General features: G+C 64.0%; 25 protein-coding genes. 1 reads left to right on the top strand and 24 read right to left on the bottom strand.

The window, feature by feature from the left end; genetic code table 11:
• Positions 1-212 precede the first annotated feature (212 nt).
• Positions 213-1004, top strand: a complete 792-nt coding sequence (locus ACEU5R_RS02485; RefSeq protein ID WP_212319080.1) for an SDR family NAD(P)-dependent oxidoreductase — start codon at positions 213-215, stop codon at positions 1002-1004.
• Between the two features lie 184 nt (positions 1005-1188).
• On the opposite strand, the gene ACEU5R_RS02480 is transcribed toward ACEU5R_RS02485, so the two are convergent.
• The 24 genes from ACEU5R_RS02480 to ACEU5R_RS02365 are packed head-to-tail and all read right to left on the bottom strand — an operon-like array spanning position 1189 to position 16308.
• Positions 1189-1674: a phage virion morphogenesis protein gene (locus tag ACEU5R_RS02480; protein WP_213732111.1), complete on the bottom strand. Its 486-nt coding sequence runs from the start codon at positions 1672-1674 to the stop codon at positions 1189-1191.
• Positions 1671-2459, bottom strand: a complete 789-nt coding sequence (locus ACEU5R_RS02475) for a phage minor head protein (RefSeq protein ID WP_213732112.1) — start codon at positions 2457-2459, stop codon at positions 1671-1673. The genes ACEU5R_RS02480 and ACEU5R_RS02475 overlap by 4 nt, the downstream gene beginning before the upstream one ends.
• Positions 2456-4066 (bottom strand): DUF935 domain-containing protein, encoded by a 1611-nt coding sequence (locus ACEU5R_RS02470; protein ID WP_213732113.1) that lies wholly within the window; start codon positions 4064-4066, stop codon positions 2456-2458. Before ACEU5R_RS02470 ends, ACEU5R_RS02475 begins: the two co-directional genes overlap by 4 nt.
• Positions 4067-4075: 9 nt before the next feature.
• Positions 4076-5764, bottom strand: a complete 1689-nt coding sequence (locus ACEU5R_RS02465; protein WP_052156549.1) for a hypothetical protein — start codon at positions 5762-5764, stop codon at positions 4076-4078.
• The gene (locus ACEU5R_RS02460) at positions 5764-6285 is read right to left on the bottom strand and encodes a DUF3486 family protein (protein WP_033965058.1); all 522 of its coding nucleotides are present in this window, start codon (positions 6283-6285) and stop codon (positions 5764-5766) included. The genes ACEU5R_RS02465 and ACEU5R_RS02460 overlap by 1 nt, the downstream gene beginning before the upstream one ends.
• A 6-nt stretch (positions 6286-6291) precedes the next feature.
• Positions 6292-6603 (bottom strand): hypothetical protein, encoded by a 312-nt coding sequence (locus ACEU5R_RS02455; RefSeq protein ID WP_033965060.1) that lies wholly within the window; start codon positions 6601-6603, stop codon positions 6292-6294.
• Positions 6600-6881: a hypothetical protein gene (locus ACEU5R_RS02450; RefSeq protein ID WP_033965062.1), complete on the bottom strand. Its 282-nt coding sequence runs from the start codon at positions 6879-6881 to the stop codon at positions 6600-6602. Before ACEU5R_RS02450 ends, ACEU5R_RS02455 begins: the two co-directional genes overlap by 4 nt.
• Positions 6878-7378 carry a hypothetical protein gene (locus ACEU5R_RS02445; RefSeq protein WP_202808284.1) on the bottom strand — a complete coding sequence of 167 codons (501 nt, stop codon included), beginning with the start codon at positions 7376-7378 and terminating at the stop codon, positions 6878-6880. Before ACEU5R_RS02445 ends, ACEU5R_RS02450 begins: the two co-directional genes overlap by 4 nt.
• Positions 7375-7617, bottom strand: coding sequence for a hypothetical protein (locus ACEU5R_RS02440; RefSeq protein ID WP_033965064.1), 243 nt, complete (start codon positions 7615-7617; stop codon positions 7375-7377). The genes ACEU5R_RS02445 and ACEU5R_RS02440 overlap by 4 nt, the downstream gene beginning before the upstream one ends.
• Positions 7614-8057: a M15 family metallopeptidase gene (locus tag ACEU5R_RS02435; protein WP_033965065.1), complete on the bottom strand. Its 444-nt coding sequence runs from the start codon at positions 8055-8057 to the stop codon at positions 7614-7616. Before ACEU5R_RS02435 ends, ACEU5R_RS02440 begins: the two co-directional genes overlap by 4 nt.
• 45 nt (positions 8058-8102) lie before the next feature.
• A complete protein-coding gene (locus tag ACEU5R_RS02430) occupies positions 8103-8468 on the bottom strand; it encodes a Mor transcription activator family protein (RefSeq protein ID WP_033965066.1) in 366 nt (121 codons plus the stop codon).
• Entirely contained in the window at positions 8465-9115 is a 651-nt protein-coding gene (locus ACEU5R_RS02425; RefSeq protein WP_082430650.1) for a gp16 family protein, read from the bottom strand. The genes ACEU5R_RS02430 and ACEU5R_RS02425 overlap by 4 nt, the downstream gene beginning before the upstream one ends.
• Positions 9112-9582 carry a hypothetical protein gene (locus ACEU5R_RS02420; protein WP_213732114.1) on the bottom strand — a complete coding sequence of 157 codons (471 nt, stop codon included), beginning with the start codon at positions 9580-9582 and terminating at the stop codon, positions 9112-9114. Before ACEU5R_RS02420 ends, ACEU5R_RS02425 begins: the two co-directional genes overlap by 4 nt.
• Complete coding sequence (locus ACEU5R_RS02415; protein ID WP_054893691.1) at positions 9579-9815, bottom strand: hypothetical protein; 237 nt, start codon at positions 9813-9815, stop codon at positions 9579-9581. Before ACEU5R_RS02415 ends, ACEU5R_RS02420 begins: the two co-directional genes overlap by 4 nt.
• Positions 9815-10042 carry a hypothetical protein gene (locus tag ACEU5R_RS02410; protein WP_054893690.1) on the bottom strand — a complete coding sequence of 76 codons (228 nt, stop codon included), beginning with the start codon at positions 10040-10042 and terminating at the stop codon, positions 9815-9817. The genes ACEU5R_RS02415 and ACEU5R_RS02410 overlap by 1 nt, the downstream gene beginning before the upstream one ends.
• Positions 10042-10551: a host-nuclease inhibitor Gam family protein gene (locus tag ACEU5R_RS02405; RefSeq protein ID WP_033965070.1), complete on the bottom strand. Its 510-nt coding sequence runs from the start codon at positions 10549-10551 to the stop codon at positions 10042-10044. Before ACEU5R_RS02405 ends, ACEU5R_RS02410 begins: the two co-directional genes overlap by 1 nt.
• Entirely contained in the window at positions 10487-10927 is a 441-nt protein-coding gene (locus ACEU5R_RS02400) for a hypothetical protein (RefSeq protein ID WP_052156551.1), read from the bottom strand. Before ACEU5R_RS02400 ends, ACEU5R_RS02405 begins: the two co-directional genes overlap by 65 nt.
• Positions 10917-11402, bottom strand: a complete 486-nt coding sequence (locus ACEU5R_RS02395; RefSeq protein ID WP_033965072.1) for a hypothetical protein — start codon at positions 11400-11402, stop codon at positions 10917-10919. Before ACEU5R_RS02395 ends, ACEU5R_RS02400 begins: the two co-directional genes overlap by 11 nt.
• Positions 11399-11698, bottom strand: a complete 300-nt coding sequence (locus tag ACEU5R_RS02390; protein ID WP_153574852.1) for a hypothetical protein — start codon at positions 11696-11698, stop codon at positions 11399-11401. Before ACEU5R_RS02390 ends, ACEU5R_RS02395 begins: the two co-directional genes overlap by 4 nt.
• A gap of 52 nt (positions 11699-11750) precedes the next feature.
• Complete coding sequence (locus tag ACEU5R_RS02385; RefSeq protein ID WP_054893688.1) at positions 11751-13004, bottom strand: AAA family ATPase; 1254 nt, start codon at positions 13002-13004, stop codon at positions 11751-11753.
• Positions 13001-14830 carry a DDE-type integrase/transposase/recombinase gene (locus ACEU5R_RS02380; protein ID WP_213732115.1) on the bottom strand — a complete coding sequence of 610 codons (1830 nt, stop codon included), beginning with the start codon at positions 14828-14830 and terminating at the stop codon, positions 13001-13003. The genes ACEU5R_RS02385 and ACEU5R_RS02380 overlap by 4 nt, the downstream gene beginning before the upstream one ends.
• Before the next feature lie 16 nt (positions 14831-14846).
• Positions 14847-15740, bottom strand: coding sequence for a hypothetical protein (locus ACEU5R_RS02375; RefSeq protein WP_182963416.1), 894 nt, complete (start codon positions 15738-15740; stop codon positions 14847-14849).
• Between the two features lie 12 nt (positions 15741-15752).
• Complete coding sequence (locus ACEU5R_RS02370) at positions 15753-16058, bottom strand: helix-turn-helix domain-containing protein (RefSeq protein ID WP_113995593.1); 306 nt, start codon at positions 16056-16058, stop codon at positions 15753-15755.
• A 43-nt stretch (positions 16059-16101) separates the two neighbouring features.
• Positions 16102-16308 carry a hypothetical protein gene (locus ACEU5R_RS02365; protein WP_052156554.1) on the bottom strand — a complete coding sequence of 69 codons (207 nt, stop codon included), beginning with the start codon at positions 16306-16308 and terminating at the stop codon, positions 16102-16104.
• Positions 16309-16381 lie beyond the last annotated feature (73 nt).

Genomic DNA, 16381 nt, shown 5'->3' with positions numbered 1-16381 from the left:
CGCATTGTATACATGAAGAATACATACGTTCCCGCCACCGGGTTCGCATCAGGGCTTTCCCCAGCAAATTCCCCAATGAAGACTGATTTCCATCAAAGCAAGATCAGGGAAAGCCCTTATATATGCGCGACCAGCATGTATACATAATCGCAAAAAATTTAAAGCCGCCGTCGCCGTTTCCCAGGCGGACGGCACGATCGCCAGGAGACAGCATGTCCAATGTATCCACGCCCGCCGCGGGCGCCGCTTCCCGTCTTGCCCTGGTCACGGGCGGCGGCGGCGGCATCGGCGCCACCATCTGCCAGGAGCTGGCGCAGGCCGGCTACCGGGTCGTGGTGTCGGACGTGGATGCCGGCCGCGCGCGCCGCGTGGCCGACGAACTGGGCGCGCCGCATGACGCGCGCGCCTTCGACGTCAGCGACGAAGCCTCGGTCATGGCGGCCTTCGACGACATCGAGACGCGCCACGGCCCGATCTCGGTGCTGGTCAGCGCCGCCGGCCTGCTGCTGTTCCAGGACAACGGCGAACGCCCGCTGATCAAGGACACCACGCTGGATATCTGGGAACGCAGCTTCGCCGTGAACGCGCGCGGCGTGTTCCTGTGCGGACGCGAATTCCTGCGCCGCCGCGAAGCCGCGCCGGTGCCGCACGGCCGCGTCGTCACCTTCAGCTCGGTGGCCGCGCAGCTGGGCGGCTACCGCTCCAGCGCTTCGTACATCGCCGCCAAGTCCGCCGTGCTGGGCCTGACCAAGGCCATGGCGCGCGAATCCGCGCACCTGGGCATCACCGTCAACGGCATCGCCCCGGGCCTGATCGACACCGACATGCTGCGCAGCACCGTCACCAGCAGCGGCGCGCTCGCCGCCGCCGCGCAGGCCATCCCGCTGGGCCGCATCGGCACCGTGCAGGACGTGGCCGCCGCCGTCCGCTTCCTGGCCTCGGAAGACGCCGCCTACATCACGGGCAGCATCATCGATGTCAACGGCGGCTACCGCATGCAGTAGCAACACCCGGCCGTTCCACGCAGTCGTTCGAATTTGGCGGCATGTCCTGAACAGAACCACCATATTCCCTAGAGAGAAGAGACGATAAGTCCGGGAAGAGCTGGGAAGAGGCCGTAAGTAACGGGATGGCTTTTGAAAACGTCTTGCAAGTGTTGAAAACCGGGTCGCGGCGCTCGCCGGGCCATCAAATACCGGCTTCCACGAAGTCGGTCATCATCTCCAGCAGCACCGACCGCGCCGTAGGCGTCAACTCCAGGTCGCTGCCTTCTTTCCTAACCGGCATGTACCCACGGGCTGGAATATTAACCTTCTGGCCGCGCCCGGCCTTGCCGCCGAGCTGCTGGATGGCCGCGTAGGGCTTCGAGACGGACAAACCGGCCCGGTTGGCATCGTGGAAGGGCTGGACGCTCGGGGCCAGGCCGCCCGGAGAGCGTTGCAGCTTCTTGCCAGGCCAGTGGCCAGCCTTCTCGCGTTGCCTGATGGTCGAGAGTGCCAGCGGCTTCCACTTGTCGCCGCCCACCTCGCCCTCGCGCTCGAATGCTTCCTCGGTCAATGACAGAACTTCAGCCGCAATGCCAGCCATCAGCGGCTCGGGATTCTGGAGGCGTGCCCTGATTTCTGCCAGTTTGGCACTTGCCTGGTCGTTGATCTCGACGTTCATGTCGGTCATGGCTGACCTCCGTGGTAGTCGGCGGCCGGGTTGTAGTCCCAGCCCGCGTCGGGCTGGAACGGCCTCTCCATGCCCGGCAGCGTCAGGCGCTTGACCTTGATCGTGGAGCCGTCGCGCTGCGGCACGTCCACCTCCTGGATGTGACCTTCGGCGGACTCGACCTCGTAGCCGTTGCGCCGGACGGCTGAGGCGGTCAATGGCTGCGCGCGGCACCGGCACTTCCAGCCGTTCGGCGGATAGGCGACCGACCAGCCTGCATCATCGTGGCGGAACACTCGCCCGTGCATAGCGCGGTGGCTGGGCCGTGTGCGGTTGTCCAGCACGGCCACGTAGCGCCAAAAGGGATGCGTGGCCATGGCCGCCTTCATGCCGCGCCAGCGCCCGGCCTGGAAGGCGGTCTGCATGTTCTGCTCGTAGATCAGCTTCAGGCGGCGCGGACTGCCCAGCTCCACCGGGCGGCTGGTTCCAGGGTACACGGTGATCTCGCCGGTCTCGTAGTCGATCTCCTTGCCCCACCAGCCCTTGGCCTGCAGGGTCGGCGTGAGTTTGTCGATGAACTGCTGGTAGCTCTCGCCCTTGCTCATGGACTCCACCAGCGCAGAGCGGATGTCCTCCAGCACGTCATAGCCCGCCGAGCGCGCCACGGTGAAGGCGCGCCGGTGCGCTGTCTGCCAGAGGTCGCGCCAGGACTCGCTGACCTGCAAGCCCTTGGAGCGCAAGAACTCGACCGCCTGCTCGGGCGGCATGTTGAAGGCGGCCAGGAGGGTGGACTTGTCGATGGTCATTCAGTCAGCTCCTGCCGCACAGCATCCGCGCCGAACAGCTCGGACACGAACAGGGCGCGGGCTATGGCTTCGACCAGCAGCGCATCATCGGTCAACGGGTTTTCGCTGGCCAGCAGCGCCAGTGCTTCCTCCGGGCTGGCGGCACTGCCCAAGGCGTCCAGCGCAGGCTTCAGCCAAGCCACCGCCTGCGGTTGCAGCACGGTGGACAGCTCCTCCAGCGCGCCGTCGAGCACGGCCTGGTCGGCGAAGGTGGAACCGGCCGCCGCTTCCTCGCGCAGCGCGGTCAGCAGCGCGGCCTTGGCGTCAGCCTTTTTAGTCTTGGGGGTGGCCGGTTCCTCCTCGGCCGGAGCGGCGGCGCGGGTGGCCAGGATGGCTTCCTGCTCCGAGGTCGGCTGGGGAATACGCAGCCGCTCGTGCGCCCATTGCGTCGGGATTTGCATACCGATGGCCACCAGCTTCGGCAGCGCGTCGGCGTAGACCTTGATGTCCTCGCCTTCGGTCGTGTCGAACACCAGGCGCGGGCAGCGCCGGAAGTCGGCCCAGCCCTTGTTGATGGCCAGAAGCGGGTAGATCAGATCGCGGGTAAGCGTGCCCGCGAGCTGCTTGCAGTCGCTATCGCGGATATCCAGGCGCACTTCGTTGTGGATTTCGGCCACGCCGGAGCCGAGGCCGGTGGCTTCGGTGGTGCTGGTCAGCGTGCTGCCCAAGATGGCCTTCGATTGCGTCTGCTCGCACCACTTAATCATCACCTCGAACGGCTTTTCCGAACCTTTCGCGGCCTCTTCGAACTCGATGGCCATTGCCGAGGGGATGACACCTGCCGCGTTGTGGCCAATGCCCGCGACAGCGCGCCAGAGCGTTGCCTTTTCCTCGGGGCTGGCGTTGCTCGGATACTTTCCGATGCGCAGCGGCAGGCCGTAAATGTCGAGGAACTCGGCCAGGTCGCCAACCGAGAAGTGCTTGAACAAGTAGGGCCAAACCAGCACGCGGCCCAGGCCGGAGCGCACGGTGTAGCCGGACATGGCCTTGTGGACGTGCATCATCCATCCGAACGGGCGCAGTGGTGCGCCGTCCAGAGAGCTGTCGCGCAGGCGCAGCTCGGTGCGAGTGTCGCGGTCGAAGCGGAACCACGTCTGCGGGCGGTGGTTGAATCGCACCACCGTCCAGTCGCCACCAACCCTGTCCCAGTCGTACTCGATAGGCGCAAAACCGTGCCCGATGGCGTCCAGCGCATCGAACATGAGGTCTTCCAGGTCGGTCATGTCTAGCAGCAGCTCCTTGGCGTAGGCGCTGGCTTCTTCCTCCTCCTTGCTCGGGTTGCGTGGCGGCACGATGTCCCAGGGCAGCTTGATGACGGCGCGCTTGCGCTTGGACAGCTCCGAGAAAACGTGGCCGTCGCGTTCCTCCATGTCACGGAAAAGCTCATGCTGGGCGATCAGGTCGCCGTTTTCCGCGCGCTCCAGGATGGAGTTCAGGCGTGCGGGCGTCAGGCCGCGCGAGGGATGTTGCGCGACCTCCCGGTGCAGGTTGATTAGTTGCGAGGTCTGCGCCTCATCCAGCGACGCCATGTTGATGGGGTTGCCGTATTGGTCGAGAAGTTTTGCCATTCAGTGCTCCTACCAGCCAGCCATGCGGCCGCCGTATTCAAGATCGGTGTCGGTGTCCATCTCATCGACCTGCGCATCGCGCCGTGGCACTTCCATGTACTCGGCCAGCCATTCATTCACCGGGTTGAGCGCGGCGAAATTCATCAGCGCGCCCGCCACCGCGCCGTCGCCGTGGCGCACCAGGTCGGCGTCCTTCAGGTCTTTGCGCTCCAGCTTGGGCACCATCGGGATACCGTCGATGAACTCGACGGCGCGGTGGTCATCCTCCAGCGATGCGTCGCGCGGCATGGCGATGAAGCCGTCCTCGAACAGCGAGATGTACTTGCCCATCCATTCGCCGTACCAGGCGCGAGAGAGCGTGACTTCGTGGACAGGGCCGCCGATGTAGTTGCCCGTTTTTTCGTCGAACACCGCGCGTCCGAACTTGTCGCCGGTGTATTCCATGAGCGTTTGACCAGGCCCGGTCGCATCGCCAGCGAAAGTCCACCGCTTCAGCTCGCCCAGCAGCGCCCAGAGAATCTGCTCCTGCTGGCGAGTCGGGGCATTGGCCAGTTCGAGGATGAAGGGCACGTCGCGGCGAAGGTCGGCCGTGATGCGGGCGGGCTTGATGACAGAGAAGTGGCGGTGGCGCGCGAAGTCCATGCCAATTGCCCAACGCCCGGTAAAGCCGCGCTGCGCTTCGTTGAGGACGGGCATGAGCGTGGTGGCAATCCACGACGCGCACCAGATTTCGCGCTCTTTTTCCGAACGCTTCGGGAAGTCGTCGCTGAAAGCGATACGGAGCACGGGGCGCACTTCCGGCATCGCCCGCTCAATCCAGACCGATGGAATTGCCGAGCCATCGCCGTCGCGTGGAATCACGTCGAGTTCCTCGCGCATGGCTGCTTTTCGCGGGCCGTAGGCGGCCCGGATGGCGGTGTACCACTCCCGCTTGCCTTCTTCGGTCGCTGGGATGCCTTTCATGGCGCAAACGCGCTCATAGAGGCCATTCGCCACGGCGTCATCGAACGTGATGCGGATGCACCTGGCACGTTTCCCATAGCGCCCGGCACGGACATCATTCACCAACTGGTGGAAGGCATTTTTCTTGCCGCGATGCGATGACCAGACGCGAATGCGGCCACCCCAAATGAGCAGGGCCGTCGCTGATTCGAGCACCTTGGAAACGTCCTTGTGCAAGGCTGCTTCGTCAAGGTCAACCAGCCCTTGCAGGCCGTGGATGTTTTCCGGCCGAGAAGAAAGTGCAGTGACACGGAACCCGCTGGCGAAGCGGACGCGGAACGCCTGAATCTCGCGGCTGGTGCCATCGGCCCGCTGGTCAAGGAAGATGTGCTGCTCAATGCGCGTTGCCTGGCCGCGCGCCACGATCTGCGAGAACTTGCCGACATAGCCGATGTATTCCAGACCCTTTTCACGCGTGTCGGCCATGTACCACACGTTGCTGCCGCCCGCTTCCTTGGCGGTAGCGGCGGTGATCGTGTCGGTCAGTGCTTGCGCGAACGTGATACCCGTGCGGCGGCCTTTCTCGCACACCGAGATGTCCAAGTCCTGCTGCATCTGAATCCAGTCCGACTGGTGCTTCATCAGCACGCCTTCGGCAAATGGGTCGAAGTCAGGAGGTATTTGGCGGACGTTCTCCGGCAGCTCGTCCCACTCGACGATGCGCTCGGTATCGGGGAGAGAGGCAGGAATACCCATCACATGCCCATCAGGACTTGTTCGCGCCAGAAGCGGGCTTCGTCGGCATTGAGGCCGCGCGCCTGGGCGGCGGTGTCAACGCGCGCGGCAGCTTCTTCCAGCGCCTGCTTGCGGGCCTCGGCCTGCCAGCGTTTCTGCGCGACCGAAGCCTTGCCCAACTCGGCCACGGCGCGGGCCAGCTTCGGCAGATCGACAGCGTCGGGGTCTACCTCCATCTCCATCAGGATGGAGAACATTTTTTCTTGCGTGAGCCGCACCAGGGCGTCATTGACAGCGCCATCGTCATCGGGAGCGGCCTGTACCACGGCGCGTGCCTGTTCAGTGACCACGCGCAGGGTTTTCAGGCGCTCCTCGAACGCCTGGCCGTAGCGGTGCAAGCCGGACTTGCCAATCTCGAAGCCGCGCTTGGCCAGCTCGGCGGACAGTAGCTCGTACTGGCTGAAGTTGTTCTCCACCAGCGCTTGGTCGAGCCAGGCTTTAACGTGCGCGGGAAGCGCCTCCACCTTGGAACGTCGAGGCATGGCGGCTCACCAGTATTTGGCCGGGCGCGCGATGCCCGGCTCACATGCGACCGCGTACTCGACCACGTCGATGCCATAGCGGTCGAGCTTGCAGAACCACTGCGGCTGCGAGTCGCGGCCAGTGATCGTGATGAGTTCGCGCGCGGCCAGGTAGTCGAGGTTGCGGCGCAGCTCCAGTGTGGTCAGGTCGGGCAGCATCGGCGTGATCGCCGACAGCACCACTTGTTCGCTGGTACCCACCGGCTGTGCGGAGTTCAGTGCCAACAAGATGAGCCAGCGCAGGTTTTCGCGCCGGGCTTTTTCCAGGTCAGGGGTCATACAGACTTCTCCATCAGACGTTCAATTCGTGCTCCTATGGCATCCAGCTTTGCGTTGAGCACGGTCTCGAAGCGGATGGCATCCTCACGTCGCTGGTACTCCAGCGGCAGCTTGGTCAGGGTTTCGTTGAGCTGGTTTTCCAGCTTGCTCACGCGGTCGTTTTGCTGGTCGATGCGGGCGTCGAGCTGTCGCAGCAGAATCTTCCCGAACGAAGCCAGGGTGCCGATGAAGCCCAGCAGCAGACCGACCAGGTGCCAAAAATCAACTTGAATGGTCATTGCGCTTGCTCCTGCTGGTTGACCCACGATTGCAGCGCCTTCAACTGTTCGGCGACTTCGTGATAGGTGGCGTAGTTTTCGACGACGGTGGCGGCAGCGGTTTCAACGCTGGCGGCGGGCGCATCAGCAACTCCGGCGGGGTCGGGAAGTTCGCCTTGGGCGGCGGCATCGTGGAGCACGCGGAAACCGCCAGGCAGATCGCAAGTAACAGCAGACGAAACATAGACGGGAACCTCCTTGATGATTTCCTTGCCGCGCTCCTTTACCACCTGGACGCGGTCAACGTATTGCGTCACCACCTTGGTCGTGACCTCGGCCTGGGTGGTAGCGGTTTGCGCGGCGGTCAGCTTTGCCGCAGCACGTTCGGCATCCCATGCGGCATTGACGGTGGATTCGCCGTAGTGGCAACCACCGATGACGGAGGTGGTGACGATGGCAATGAAGCCCAGCAGCTTCCAGGGCAGCTCACGGAAGAACTGGATGACGGCCGCGCTCACGATTTCTCCTCCGCATTGGCGGCGCGGGCAGCGGAGCCGCTGTATTTGAGCGAGAGGAACTTCGAGGCCGTGACGGCACCAGCAACGCAGGATAGGTAGGCCCACCAGACTTCCGTCTCGGCCTGGCCCACCCAGTTCAGGCGCACAAACGAAACGGTGGCGGCGGCGTAGCCGATGTTGGCCCAAATCTTCGTGTGTGAGAGGCGGCCGTCGCGGGAGACCAGGTCTATGAGATTCATGCCGAGGCGACCTCCTGCGGAACCTTGCCAGCGGCGAGCTGCGCCAGCGACAGGCCGCCTGTGTACTGGAAATGAGCGTATTCGCGGAATGTCTTCCAACGCCCCGCCCATTCCAGACCAGCCGCCTCGCCGAGTTGGCCGATGCGTTCCCACAATTTGCCGTCAGCGCCGGTGGTGTTCCACACGGCTTTGCCGTCGCGTAGAGGCACCACGTCGAAGGCGACGCGCCAGTTGTGATAGCTCTGGCCCGGCTTGGCATTGGTTACACGCTTGCCGGGGGCGGTTCGGCCCTGGGCGTAGAGCGCAGCTTGGCTCTCCAGGTCGCGGTAGGTGGAGGTAACGAGGATGTCGATGCCCTCCTGCTTGCACGCGGCTAGGAAGGCTTGCGCCCGTGAGCGCACGGGCGGCAAAAGATCGTCTAGGGAGCGAGAATTTTTCATGCCGTCATGATGGCGGCGGCTCCCCGGTGATGCGATTAAAGTGCTTTAGTTTCCGTCCGGCAGCAGTGGCATCTGCCGGGTGCTTAGGTCGCGCTGCCGCGCCCGCTTCACGATGTTCCTCACCTGCATTTCCGTGAGGTTGTACTTGTGCGCGAGCATCTTGTAGTTGTCCCCGTTGAACTCCGACCAGATTTGCTCATCGCGTTGTGACAGCTCATAGGACAAGCCGCGCGGGATGTACTGTTGAACGCCTCCGATCTCCGTGCGGATGGCTTCGGTGATGGTGAACGCAAGCGACGTAGCTTGCGCAATTTCGTGTGTGACCAGCCGGTTGTAGATCACCTGGCCGATCTGTTCGAGCAGTTCCGGGTATCCATCCGGGAAGTGCATCATCGTGCTCTCTGGCTTCATGGTTTCTCCCTCTTATCGAGTGCTGTTTTCAGTGCATCCCAAGCAGTTTGCATGGGGTCAAAGGTCTGCCGGGTTTGCGCCAGGCCGACCGTGGAGCGCAGCCCGGTCAGTTCCTCGTCGCTCAATGTGACGCTGCCGGTCTTGATCGCTTCCGATAAGGTTTGAGCCATTTCCCTCACCTGGCCAGGCAGGTAGCGCATGGCCCACTTCTTCAAAGTCTCGATGAGGGCTTCCGTCTGGTTGCCGTTCGTCCATTGCAGTGCGTCCACCTTGGCGATGCGCTTCACATAAGCCGCCAGGGCTTCCTCGGATGGGTTCTTCACCGCGCCCAACTGGTGCAGGAACAACCAGAGGGCGCGTACCTTCCGCGCCTCCGGGTATTGCGCCAGGGGACGGCCCGGCCTGCTTTGAGCAGGAGGCCGGGCCGACTTGACCCGCACCTTGAAACCGCTGCGCTTCATGCGCTCCAGGACGCGCTCCAGCTCCGGCACGCTCATGGCCGAGGTGGAATCCTTCTGCACACTGCCCATGAGCAGCGCGCGGTAGATCTCATCGTCCAGGCCCAGCTCGCGCTTGCCCACATGAATGAGACGTATGAGGCGCTGGCGAGCATCCTGATTAGCGGCGGTGCGGGCGGCGGATTTCATAGGGCCGCTCCCAGCGATGAGGGCGCTTCAATCCAGACGATGCCGTCGCGCTTCCCACGCCTGCATTTGCGGTTCCAATCCAGCCATTGATCCAGCGCCCTGATCGCGGCTTTCTGGTTCTCTGCCTCTGGAATCCCCGGCACCAACAATTTGCCCTCACTGGCACCCTTACCGTGTCGGGCGGCGACATCAATGGCACCCTTCAGCGCGTACCGTGGCCCTTCGGCGATCAAGATCGCTCCACTACCATCCAAGCTACTGGCGGGCAGATGGTTTCCGATCTCGATCAAGCCGGAAGCCCAGCACCAGGCAACCTGTGGAGTCATGTCGTAGTAGCTTTTGCAGCCACAACGAGGGCATGTCTTTTCCGTGCAACCACCGTATTTCTTGGAGGGGACATCGAGCCACGCCGATTCCATGCAGGCATGACGGCAGCGCGTGCATTTGATGAGGTTGTCGTGATTCATGCTTGTTCTCCCTTCGTTGCCCACAACCCATAGGTGTTGCGGCCCATAAGGGCCAGCACGCGGGGCGAGCGTCCCTCGCCCGTTGTGATGCGCCAATAGGTGGTCGGTGAAGCTTCATAGAGCGCCTGTGCAGCGTGCTTTACGCGCTCCATTGTTTGTTCACCGAGGCCGAAGGAAACGACGGTTTTCCATGAACCGTTGCTGTTGACTTGGAGTTGCAGGGGGCTGCTCATCACACGTCCTCCACTTTTTTGACGACAATGGGGTTGCCATATTTGTCGAAAAGCCCCGCCCTGCGCGGTGCGGCGATGAAGGTTTCGTAGGCATCCGTGCCGAACACGATCAGCGGGAACAGAAACCAGATAAAGGCCACCACGTTGCGCTGGTAGATGGCTATCGCGATGAAGCCCAGGACGGCGGTGAGCAGCAGCACCAATGCAGCCTTGTGTGCGATCTTCATCACGCGACCTCGACTTCAAACGGCTCGATGACGAAGTCCTCGACGCCGGTCACGATGGAGATACCCGCGATGCCGGATACAGCCGTGGGGTCGGCGAGCATGGCTTCCTTGTTCGGTTCATCCTTGCTACGGATGAATCGGCCCAGGCCCAGCGAGCGCAGTGTCTCCAGCACTTTATCGACACTGCGGATGCTGACGCTGGGCGGTCGCTGCCGCCACTTGACCAGGCCGGTGATAAGGTTGGCTTCCTTGCCGCCGCCCGCGAGCAACTCGGCGCGGTGCGCTTCGCACCAGGTCTGGATGCCACCGGCCAGCGTGTCGATGCGCGTCTTGAGCGCCTCGATCTCGTCCTTGCGCCCGGCGGTGATAGCCGCGATCTGGTCGTTGATCTCGGTCTCCACCCGCGTCAGCTCGCGCTGCGCATCGCCAAGGGCGCGGATGGCTTCAATCGTCAGTTCCTTGCTCTGGCACACCCACTGTGCCGCTTTTGCCTTTTTTCTGGTTGCCATGATGTGGCTCCTTCATTGATAGCGTTTTCTTGAGGTCTTTCATTAACTCGCGGATGCGTGCCAGGTTCTGTTCACGCACTTCCGGCGAGACCGGGGGCGGCGGTAGCTGGCGCGGTGGTGCGCGAGCGCCGATGTTGTCGAGGTAGAGCTTCGGCGGCGGCCAGCGATCGCAGACGCGGAACAGCACCAAGAAGGCGCGCTCCAGGCGCTCTCGGTCGAGCTGTTCATCCCACCGGCAGCCGTTGTTCCAGATCGCCTCCAGCCACACCTCGGCGGTGCCGACGATGGCGTCTTCTGGCGGAGTGCCCGCCAGGCGCAGGGCCAGTAGCTTCTGCAAGCCGGTGGCAATGACGATGCGGAACCAGTCAGGCACCATGCTTGAAACTCTCCAGCGCCGCGATGCCCGACAGGGTCTTGGACGTGGTCTTGCCGGTGGTCAGGCGCGGCGCACCATCGACCACCAGGTTGTTTACGGCGGGCCGATAGCCGCTGATTACTTCGTAGAGCCAGCCGTGGCCCTTGAGGGGCGTCTTGAGCCGTCCCGCATCGCGCGCGGCCAGCCCTTGTTCAATGGCCCACACCCAGGCTTCCTGTGGCGCTTCAAACACCTGGCCGTTGCGCGTGATGCGCCCTGCCTGGATGTCCGGCAACACCTCGTTGAGCAGCTTGCCCACGCGCTCCATCGTCAGTTCGCGGGAGTCAGGCCGATGCAGCGCGACATAGCGCACCAGGGCTGCGCCGAGCGTGCCGGAGAGCTTGAAGGCGGCGGCGAGGGCTTCACGCGCGCCTTCGTGGGCGACCAGGGCGTCGAGCGATAGGGTCGCGCCGCAGGACGGGCAGCGTGTTCTCATTGCATCAGTTCCTTCGCCCGTAGCACTTCTTTCCAGGCCACGCGAATGCCCTGGTAGTGGATGGAGCAGAGGCGGCTGCCATCTGCCTGGGTTTCGATGGTGCGGCCGTGGCCCAGCTCCAGCAGCGGCTTGAGCTGCTTGGTGCTTCCCGGCGTCACGGTGATGGTTGGCCGGTCGGTTTGGCCGGGGTACAGCGACTCCTGCACCACGCGGTAGCCCATTGCGCGCAACTCGCGGGCGACGCGGTTGACCAGCTCCAGGCGGGAAACGAACTCCTCGGTGAACACTCTGCTCATGACATGCTCCGTATGGGCGATGGGGCGGACGAGATGCAGGACGGCGGCCATGTCACGCCTCCTTGACGATGTCGGCGTCCACCACCGGAGCGCCGAGGTTGGCGGCCACGTTCATGGCGGCGGTGAGCGCGTTGGCGACGGCCAGCGGGTATGCCAGGCTCACGTAGGTGGTGGTCAACTGCGCCGACTTGGCGTTGCCGGTGCGGCGAGCGAAGGTCAGGCGTTCGCGCAGCGCGGCGATGCCTTCGGGCGTGATGACCTGGGCCACATCAACGCCGATGCGTGCCAGCTTGAACTTGAGGTATTCGGCCAGGTAGCCGTCCAGCGGCGGCAGCTCGACGATGTCGCACCGCTGGGCGACCTCGCGCACATCGGGGTCGCTCACCGACAGGCGGGCGCGCAGCTCCGGCTGTGCGATCAGCACCACGGACAGCATGGGCGAGAGACCGTCCTTGATCTCGGAAAACCGCTTGAGGTGCTTCAGGGTCGCCTTGGGCAAGCAGTGCGCTTCTTCGATCAACAGCAGATGGCGCTGGCCCGCGCGGTGTCCGGCGGTGAGCAGCTTCTTCACCTGGCGGGCGCGGGCTTCCAAGTCACGCGCAGGAGCAACGCCAGGTGCGACGGTGTCGATGATGGCCTGCACGATGGCCGCGCTCTTGAGCGTCTTGCCCTTGGCGTCGTTCTCCTCCATGTAGAGCACGGAGGGTTCGATCACGACCAGGTCGCGGCCTTCGCGCACCAGGCGGTCTTTGAAGTCATCGACCAGCGTGGACTTGCCGCTGCCGCTTTCGCCGACGATGCCGAGCATCCCGCCATGTTTGGCGGTTTGCCAGAGCGTTTCGCGCACGAAGCGGATGTCCTGGCTGATGAAGACGTCGCTGGCCTGCGTGACGTCGTTCTTGAACGGATCGGCGGCCAGGTTGAAGTGCTTGCGGGTGGCCGGGGTCAGAGTTTGTTTTTGCAGCAGCATGTCGGTTTCCTTCTTGGCAGTTGATGAGGAGGCCGCGTCGGACGTGGGCGCGGTGGTGGAACGCTCTGCGGCGTCTCGGTTTTTCGGGGTGCCCGCGCGGTGCTCGAACGCGGTGGCGATGGCTTTCTCGGACGCGCCCAGCCGGGCCAGTTCGATGCGGATGGCTTGGCGCAGAGCGGGCCAGCCCTTGGCAGGCTGGAAGCCCCAATTGAGGATGTCGGCCAAGGTTCCTGCGCTGATGCCCAGCGTGCGGGCGAACTGCGCCTGCGCCACGTTCATGCGCTTGAGCAGAGCCTTGAGCTTGAGGGGCGTGGGTTTGCTGTCGGGGTATCTCATCGGAACCTCCTCAGCTCAATCACGCTGCTGCCATGAGTGCCCGTTGCCGCCGGTGCGATGGCCCACTGATCAGCCCACGATTGCGGCACGTTGCCGTCCGGGAAGGCGGCTTTGACCTGGCTGTAGAGGTCGGCAGGGGCGGCATCGCCCAGGCGCTCCTTGATGGCGCGAACGGCCTCCGGCACGGTGAGCATCATCTGCACCGATGCGGCCTTGCTCTGGAGCTGTTGCACCTGGGGCGTTTGAACTTCCCCGGCGTTGGGTACCAGACGGCGCGGCAGGTCGGCCTGGCCCAGGTGGCTGTGCGCCACCAAGCCCTTGCCATCGTTGAGGTGGCCGAAGGGGCGGGCCTGCTCGGCGCGCTTCTTCTCGGCCTCATCCACTGTGGTGCCATCGCCCCAGGCAGCAGCGGCCAGCGTGTTCGCGGCACGCTCGCTGGCGGTCTGCGGCGCGCGGGCGTACTCCTCGCCCGCTACCGGCGCGGACAGGGGCCGCCCGTATTCGTCGAACTCGCGCTCCGGCTCCACTTGCACCAGCAGGGGTTCCGCGCCCAGGCGGTCGATCTCGATGCGCAGCGCGCCCTGCTGCATGAGCAGCGGTGTGACGCGCACCTTCTGGCCATTGCCCAGGAACTCGGCCCAGGGGTTCAGGTCGTAGCTGGCGCGCCGCCCCAGCTCGGGGTGAGCGAAGGTGATTTTCAGGTTGCGTACCTGGCGGGTCAGTTCCTGGCCCGCCATGAACCACTGGCACACCTCGCGCGGCGGCATCTGCACCAGTGCGCCGGGGTGGCGCATGATGAGCTGCCAGAGGTCGTCGCGCACCATCGGCTGGCCGCTGGCGCGCACCAGGCGGCAATCGACCTTCTCGATGGCGTTGGCGTTGAAGTCGCGTACCCAGCGGGCCGCCGAAGCATTGAGCTGCTCGACGCTCTCCACTGGCTCGAAGCGCAGACGGGACTCGAAGTGGGTTTCCACCAGGTTGTTGCCCTGCTCGACGCCGCCCTTGCCCCAGGAGTGGCCGGTGGCGTGTGTCTCGTGGTCAACGCCCAGGGCGTCGAGCAGGTTCTTGATGGCGAAGCTGGTGTTGGCGCTGCCCTTGTCCCACAAGAGCATCTTGGGTACGCCGTGCGACATGCGGTCGGACTGCTGGCCCCAGGTGTAGAGCAGGAACTCGAACAGGCTGTGCTGATTCTCGCCAGCGGCCTCGAAGTAGCGCACGTCGATGGTGCCGCTGGCGTGGTCGTAGCGGACGTAACGCCAGACCTTGAGCCGCACCTTGTCCATGCTGGCGGGCTTGTTCTTGTAGAACTCCTCGTCGCGCATGATCGCCTGACCCTTTGGCGTGTAGTAGATGAGGCAGAGCGAGGGGTCGATCTGGTGCAGGTGGTTGGGATGCAGGCTGCGCAGCGTGATGTGGTTGCGGGCGGCGGCCTGCGCCTTGGCGTCCATGCGAGCGGCGCGCAGCAGCGCGTTGACGCGGCCCTCGGAGACGGTTACGTCGATGCCGTTGGTGTGCGCGATGTTCATGGCCACCGCCGTGGGCAGCGTGGCCTTGCCGTTGCCACGGATGCCTTCGCGCTTGGCCGCTGCGATGAAGTGCAGCGTTTCCTTCGGCAGCGCAGTGGTGCCCGCGTCGGCGCGCTTCTTGCGGCCGGTGCGATAGCCTGCATGGGTGCGCAGCCAGGTGTAGACCGTCGAGGGGTTCCGGCCGATGAGGCTGGCAAAGTTATGCACCAGCTCGGTCGCGCAACCGTGCGGGGCCGCAGCGATGCGGTCGCGCAAGGCGAATAGCTCTTGCAGCAGGTCTGGAGCGAGTTGATGGGCCATATCGAGTTCCTGCGCTTCAGGCCGCTTCTGGCGCGTATGCGCCCAGCGATTTGTCGAAGGTGGTGCGTTCCTTGGTCAGGCCCGCTTCTGCCCGCGAGAGCGCCTGCTCGTACACCTCGGCGATGTGGGCCAGCGCCGCTTCGTACTTCGGGCGCTGTTCTTCGGGAATGTCCTGCGCAACCTCGAACAACGTGATGCGGCAGGTCTCCAGCTCGCTGATGGCCTGGGCGATCTTGCGACCGGCGGCGGCGACCTGGTCGGAAACCGGCTCCAGCGCGTCGGGCCAGTCCGTGTCGGCGACCACCTTCTTCTTGAGCTGTACCTGGAGGTTGGTGAGCTTTTTCTGCGTCTTGTCCAGGACAGCGTCCTTGGCTTCAAGATCGCCTTGCAGGCTGCGGATGGCATTCCGTAGTTCGCCCGCGCTCATACGGTCGATGTCGTCGATGTCCTTCAGATTCTCCAGCACGTCATCGTCGTGAGTGACAAGCTCCAGGAAGGCGCTGGCACTTTTCACCTGGGTGCTCAAAAGTGCCAAATTGGCAGATTTCGCCGTTTTGGCAGCGGCCTGCATAAAGCGCGCGGCTGACCTGTAGCTGAAGCCGAGGAACTCCACGCGCTTCTCGAACTCACCGTGCGGCGTCAGCTCGCGTAGCACCAGCAGGCGCTTGCCCAGCTCCAACAGTGATTCCACCGTGCGGCGCTGGTAGAAGCGGATTTCATCTTCCAGGGCACCGATGGTCAGGGAACCTTCGTAGCCGATTTCGGTGGCGATGGCCTGCGCGGCGGCCTCTTGCTTGCTGTGCATGACGGCGAGCTGGTTGGCGGCTGCTGTGGCGGCAGGCAGGCCCGGCAGGTCGGCGTCAGTGACGACTTCGGCGGCGGGTGCGATCTTGGTTGCGGTGCGGGCCATATGTTCTTCTCCTTAGTGATTGGTCAGGCGGGTCTGGATGTTCTCGATACGCTCGCGGGCGGCGTCGAGGCTGCGGAGGATAGAAACGGCGTGGCGCGCGAACTGCACCGAAGGGCGGATGCGCCCGGTCTCCGGGATGCGTTCGGCAAAGCCCTTTTCTTCGAGCGTGGCGACGTAACGGGTGATGGCGCTGGGATCGAGGCCGGTGGCCTTCGACAGATCGGTGGGCGTCATGCCGTTGGCGAAGTGGCCCAGCAGTGCAGCCAGGACATCGAGCACCTTGGCTGCTGTCTGGCTGGTCTTGATTGGTGTGCTCACGATTAAGGTTCTCCTGTGAAAATGATTTGCAGCGTGCGAAAATTCAGGCGGCTCGGTTCGGCTTGAGGCCGAGAGCGACAAAAACCTGATGCGCCTTGCCGCGTTTGCCCTTGGAGCGACCACGCAGCACCATGAACATGGCGTCGTAGTCCAGCCCCTTGCGGCGGCAGTAGTCGGAGAGCGACTCACCGCGAGCGTCCAGGTCGGCGCGAAAGGCGGCGATCTTCCGGTCGATTTGGTCTTGGGTCATGGGTTCGGCCTCTGGTGGTTTTGGTTGGTGATGGTGGTGATTATTTACTCGAACGAGTAAAAGATCAAGTGGT

The organism is Achromobacter sp. 413638 (genome assembly GCF_043119405.1).
Classification (GTDB): Bacteria; Pseudomonadota; Gammaproteobacteria; order Burkholderiales; family Burkholderiaceae_B; genus Achromobacter.
This window is presented reverse-complemented; position numbering and strand designations above follow the sequence as displayed.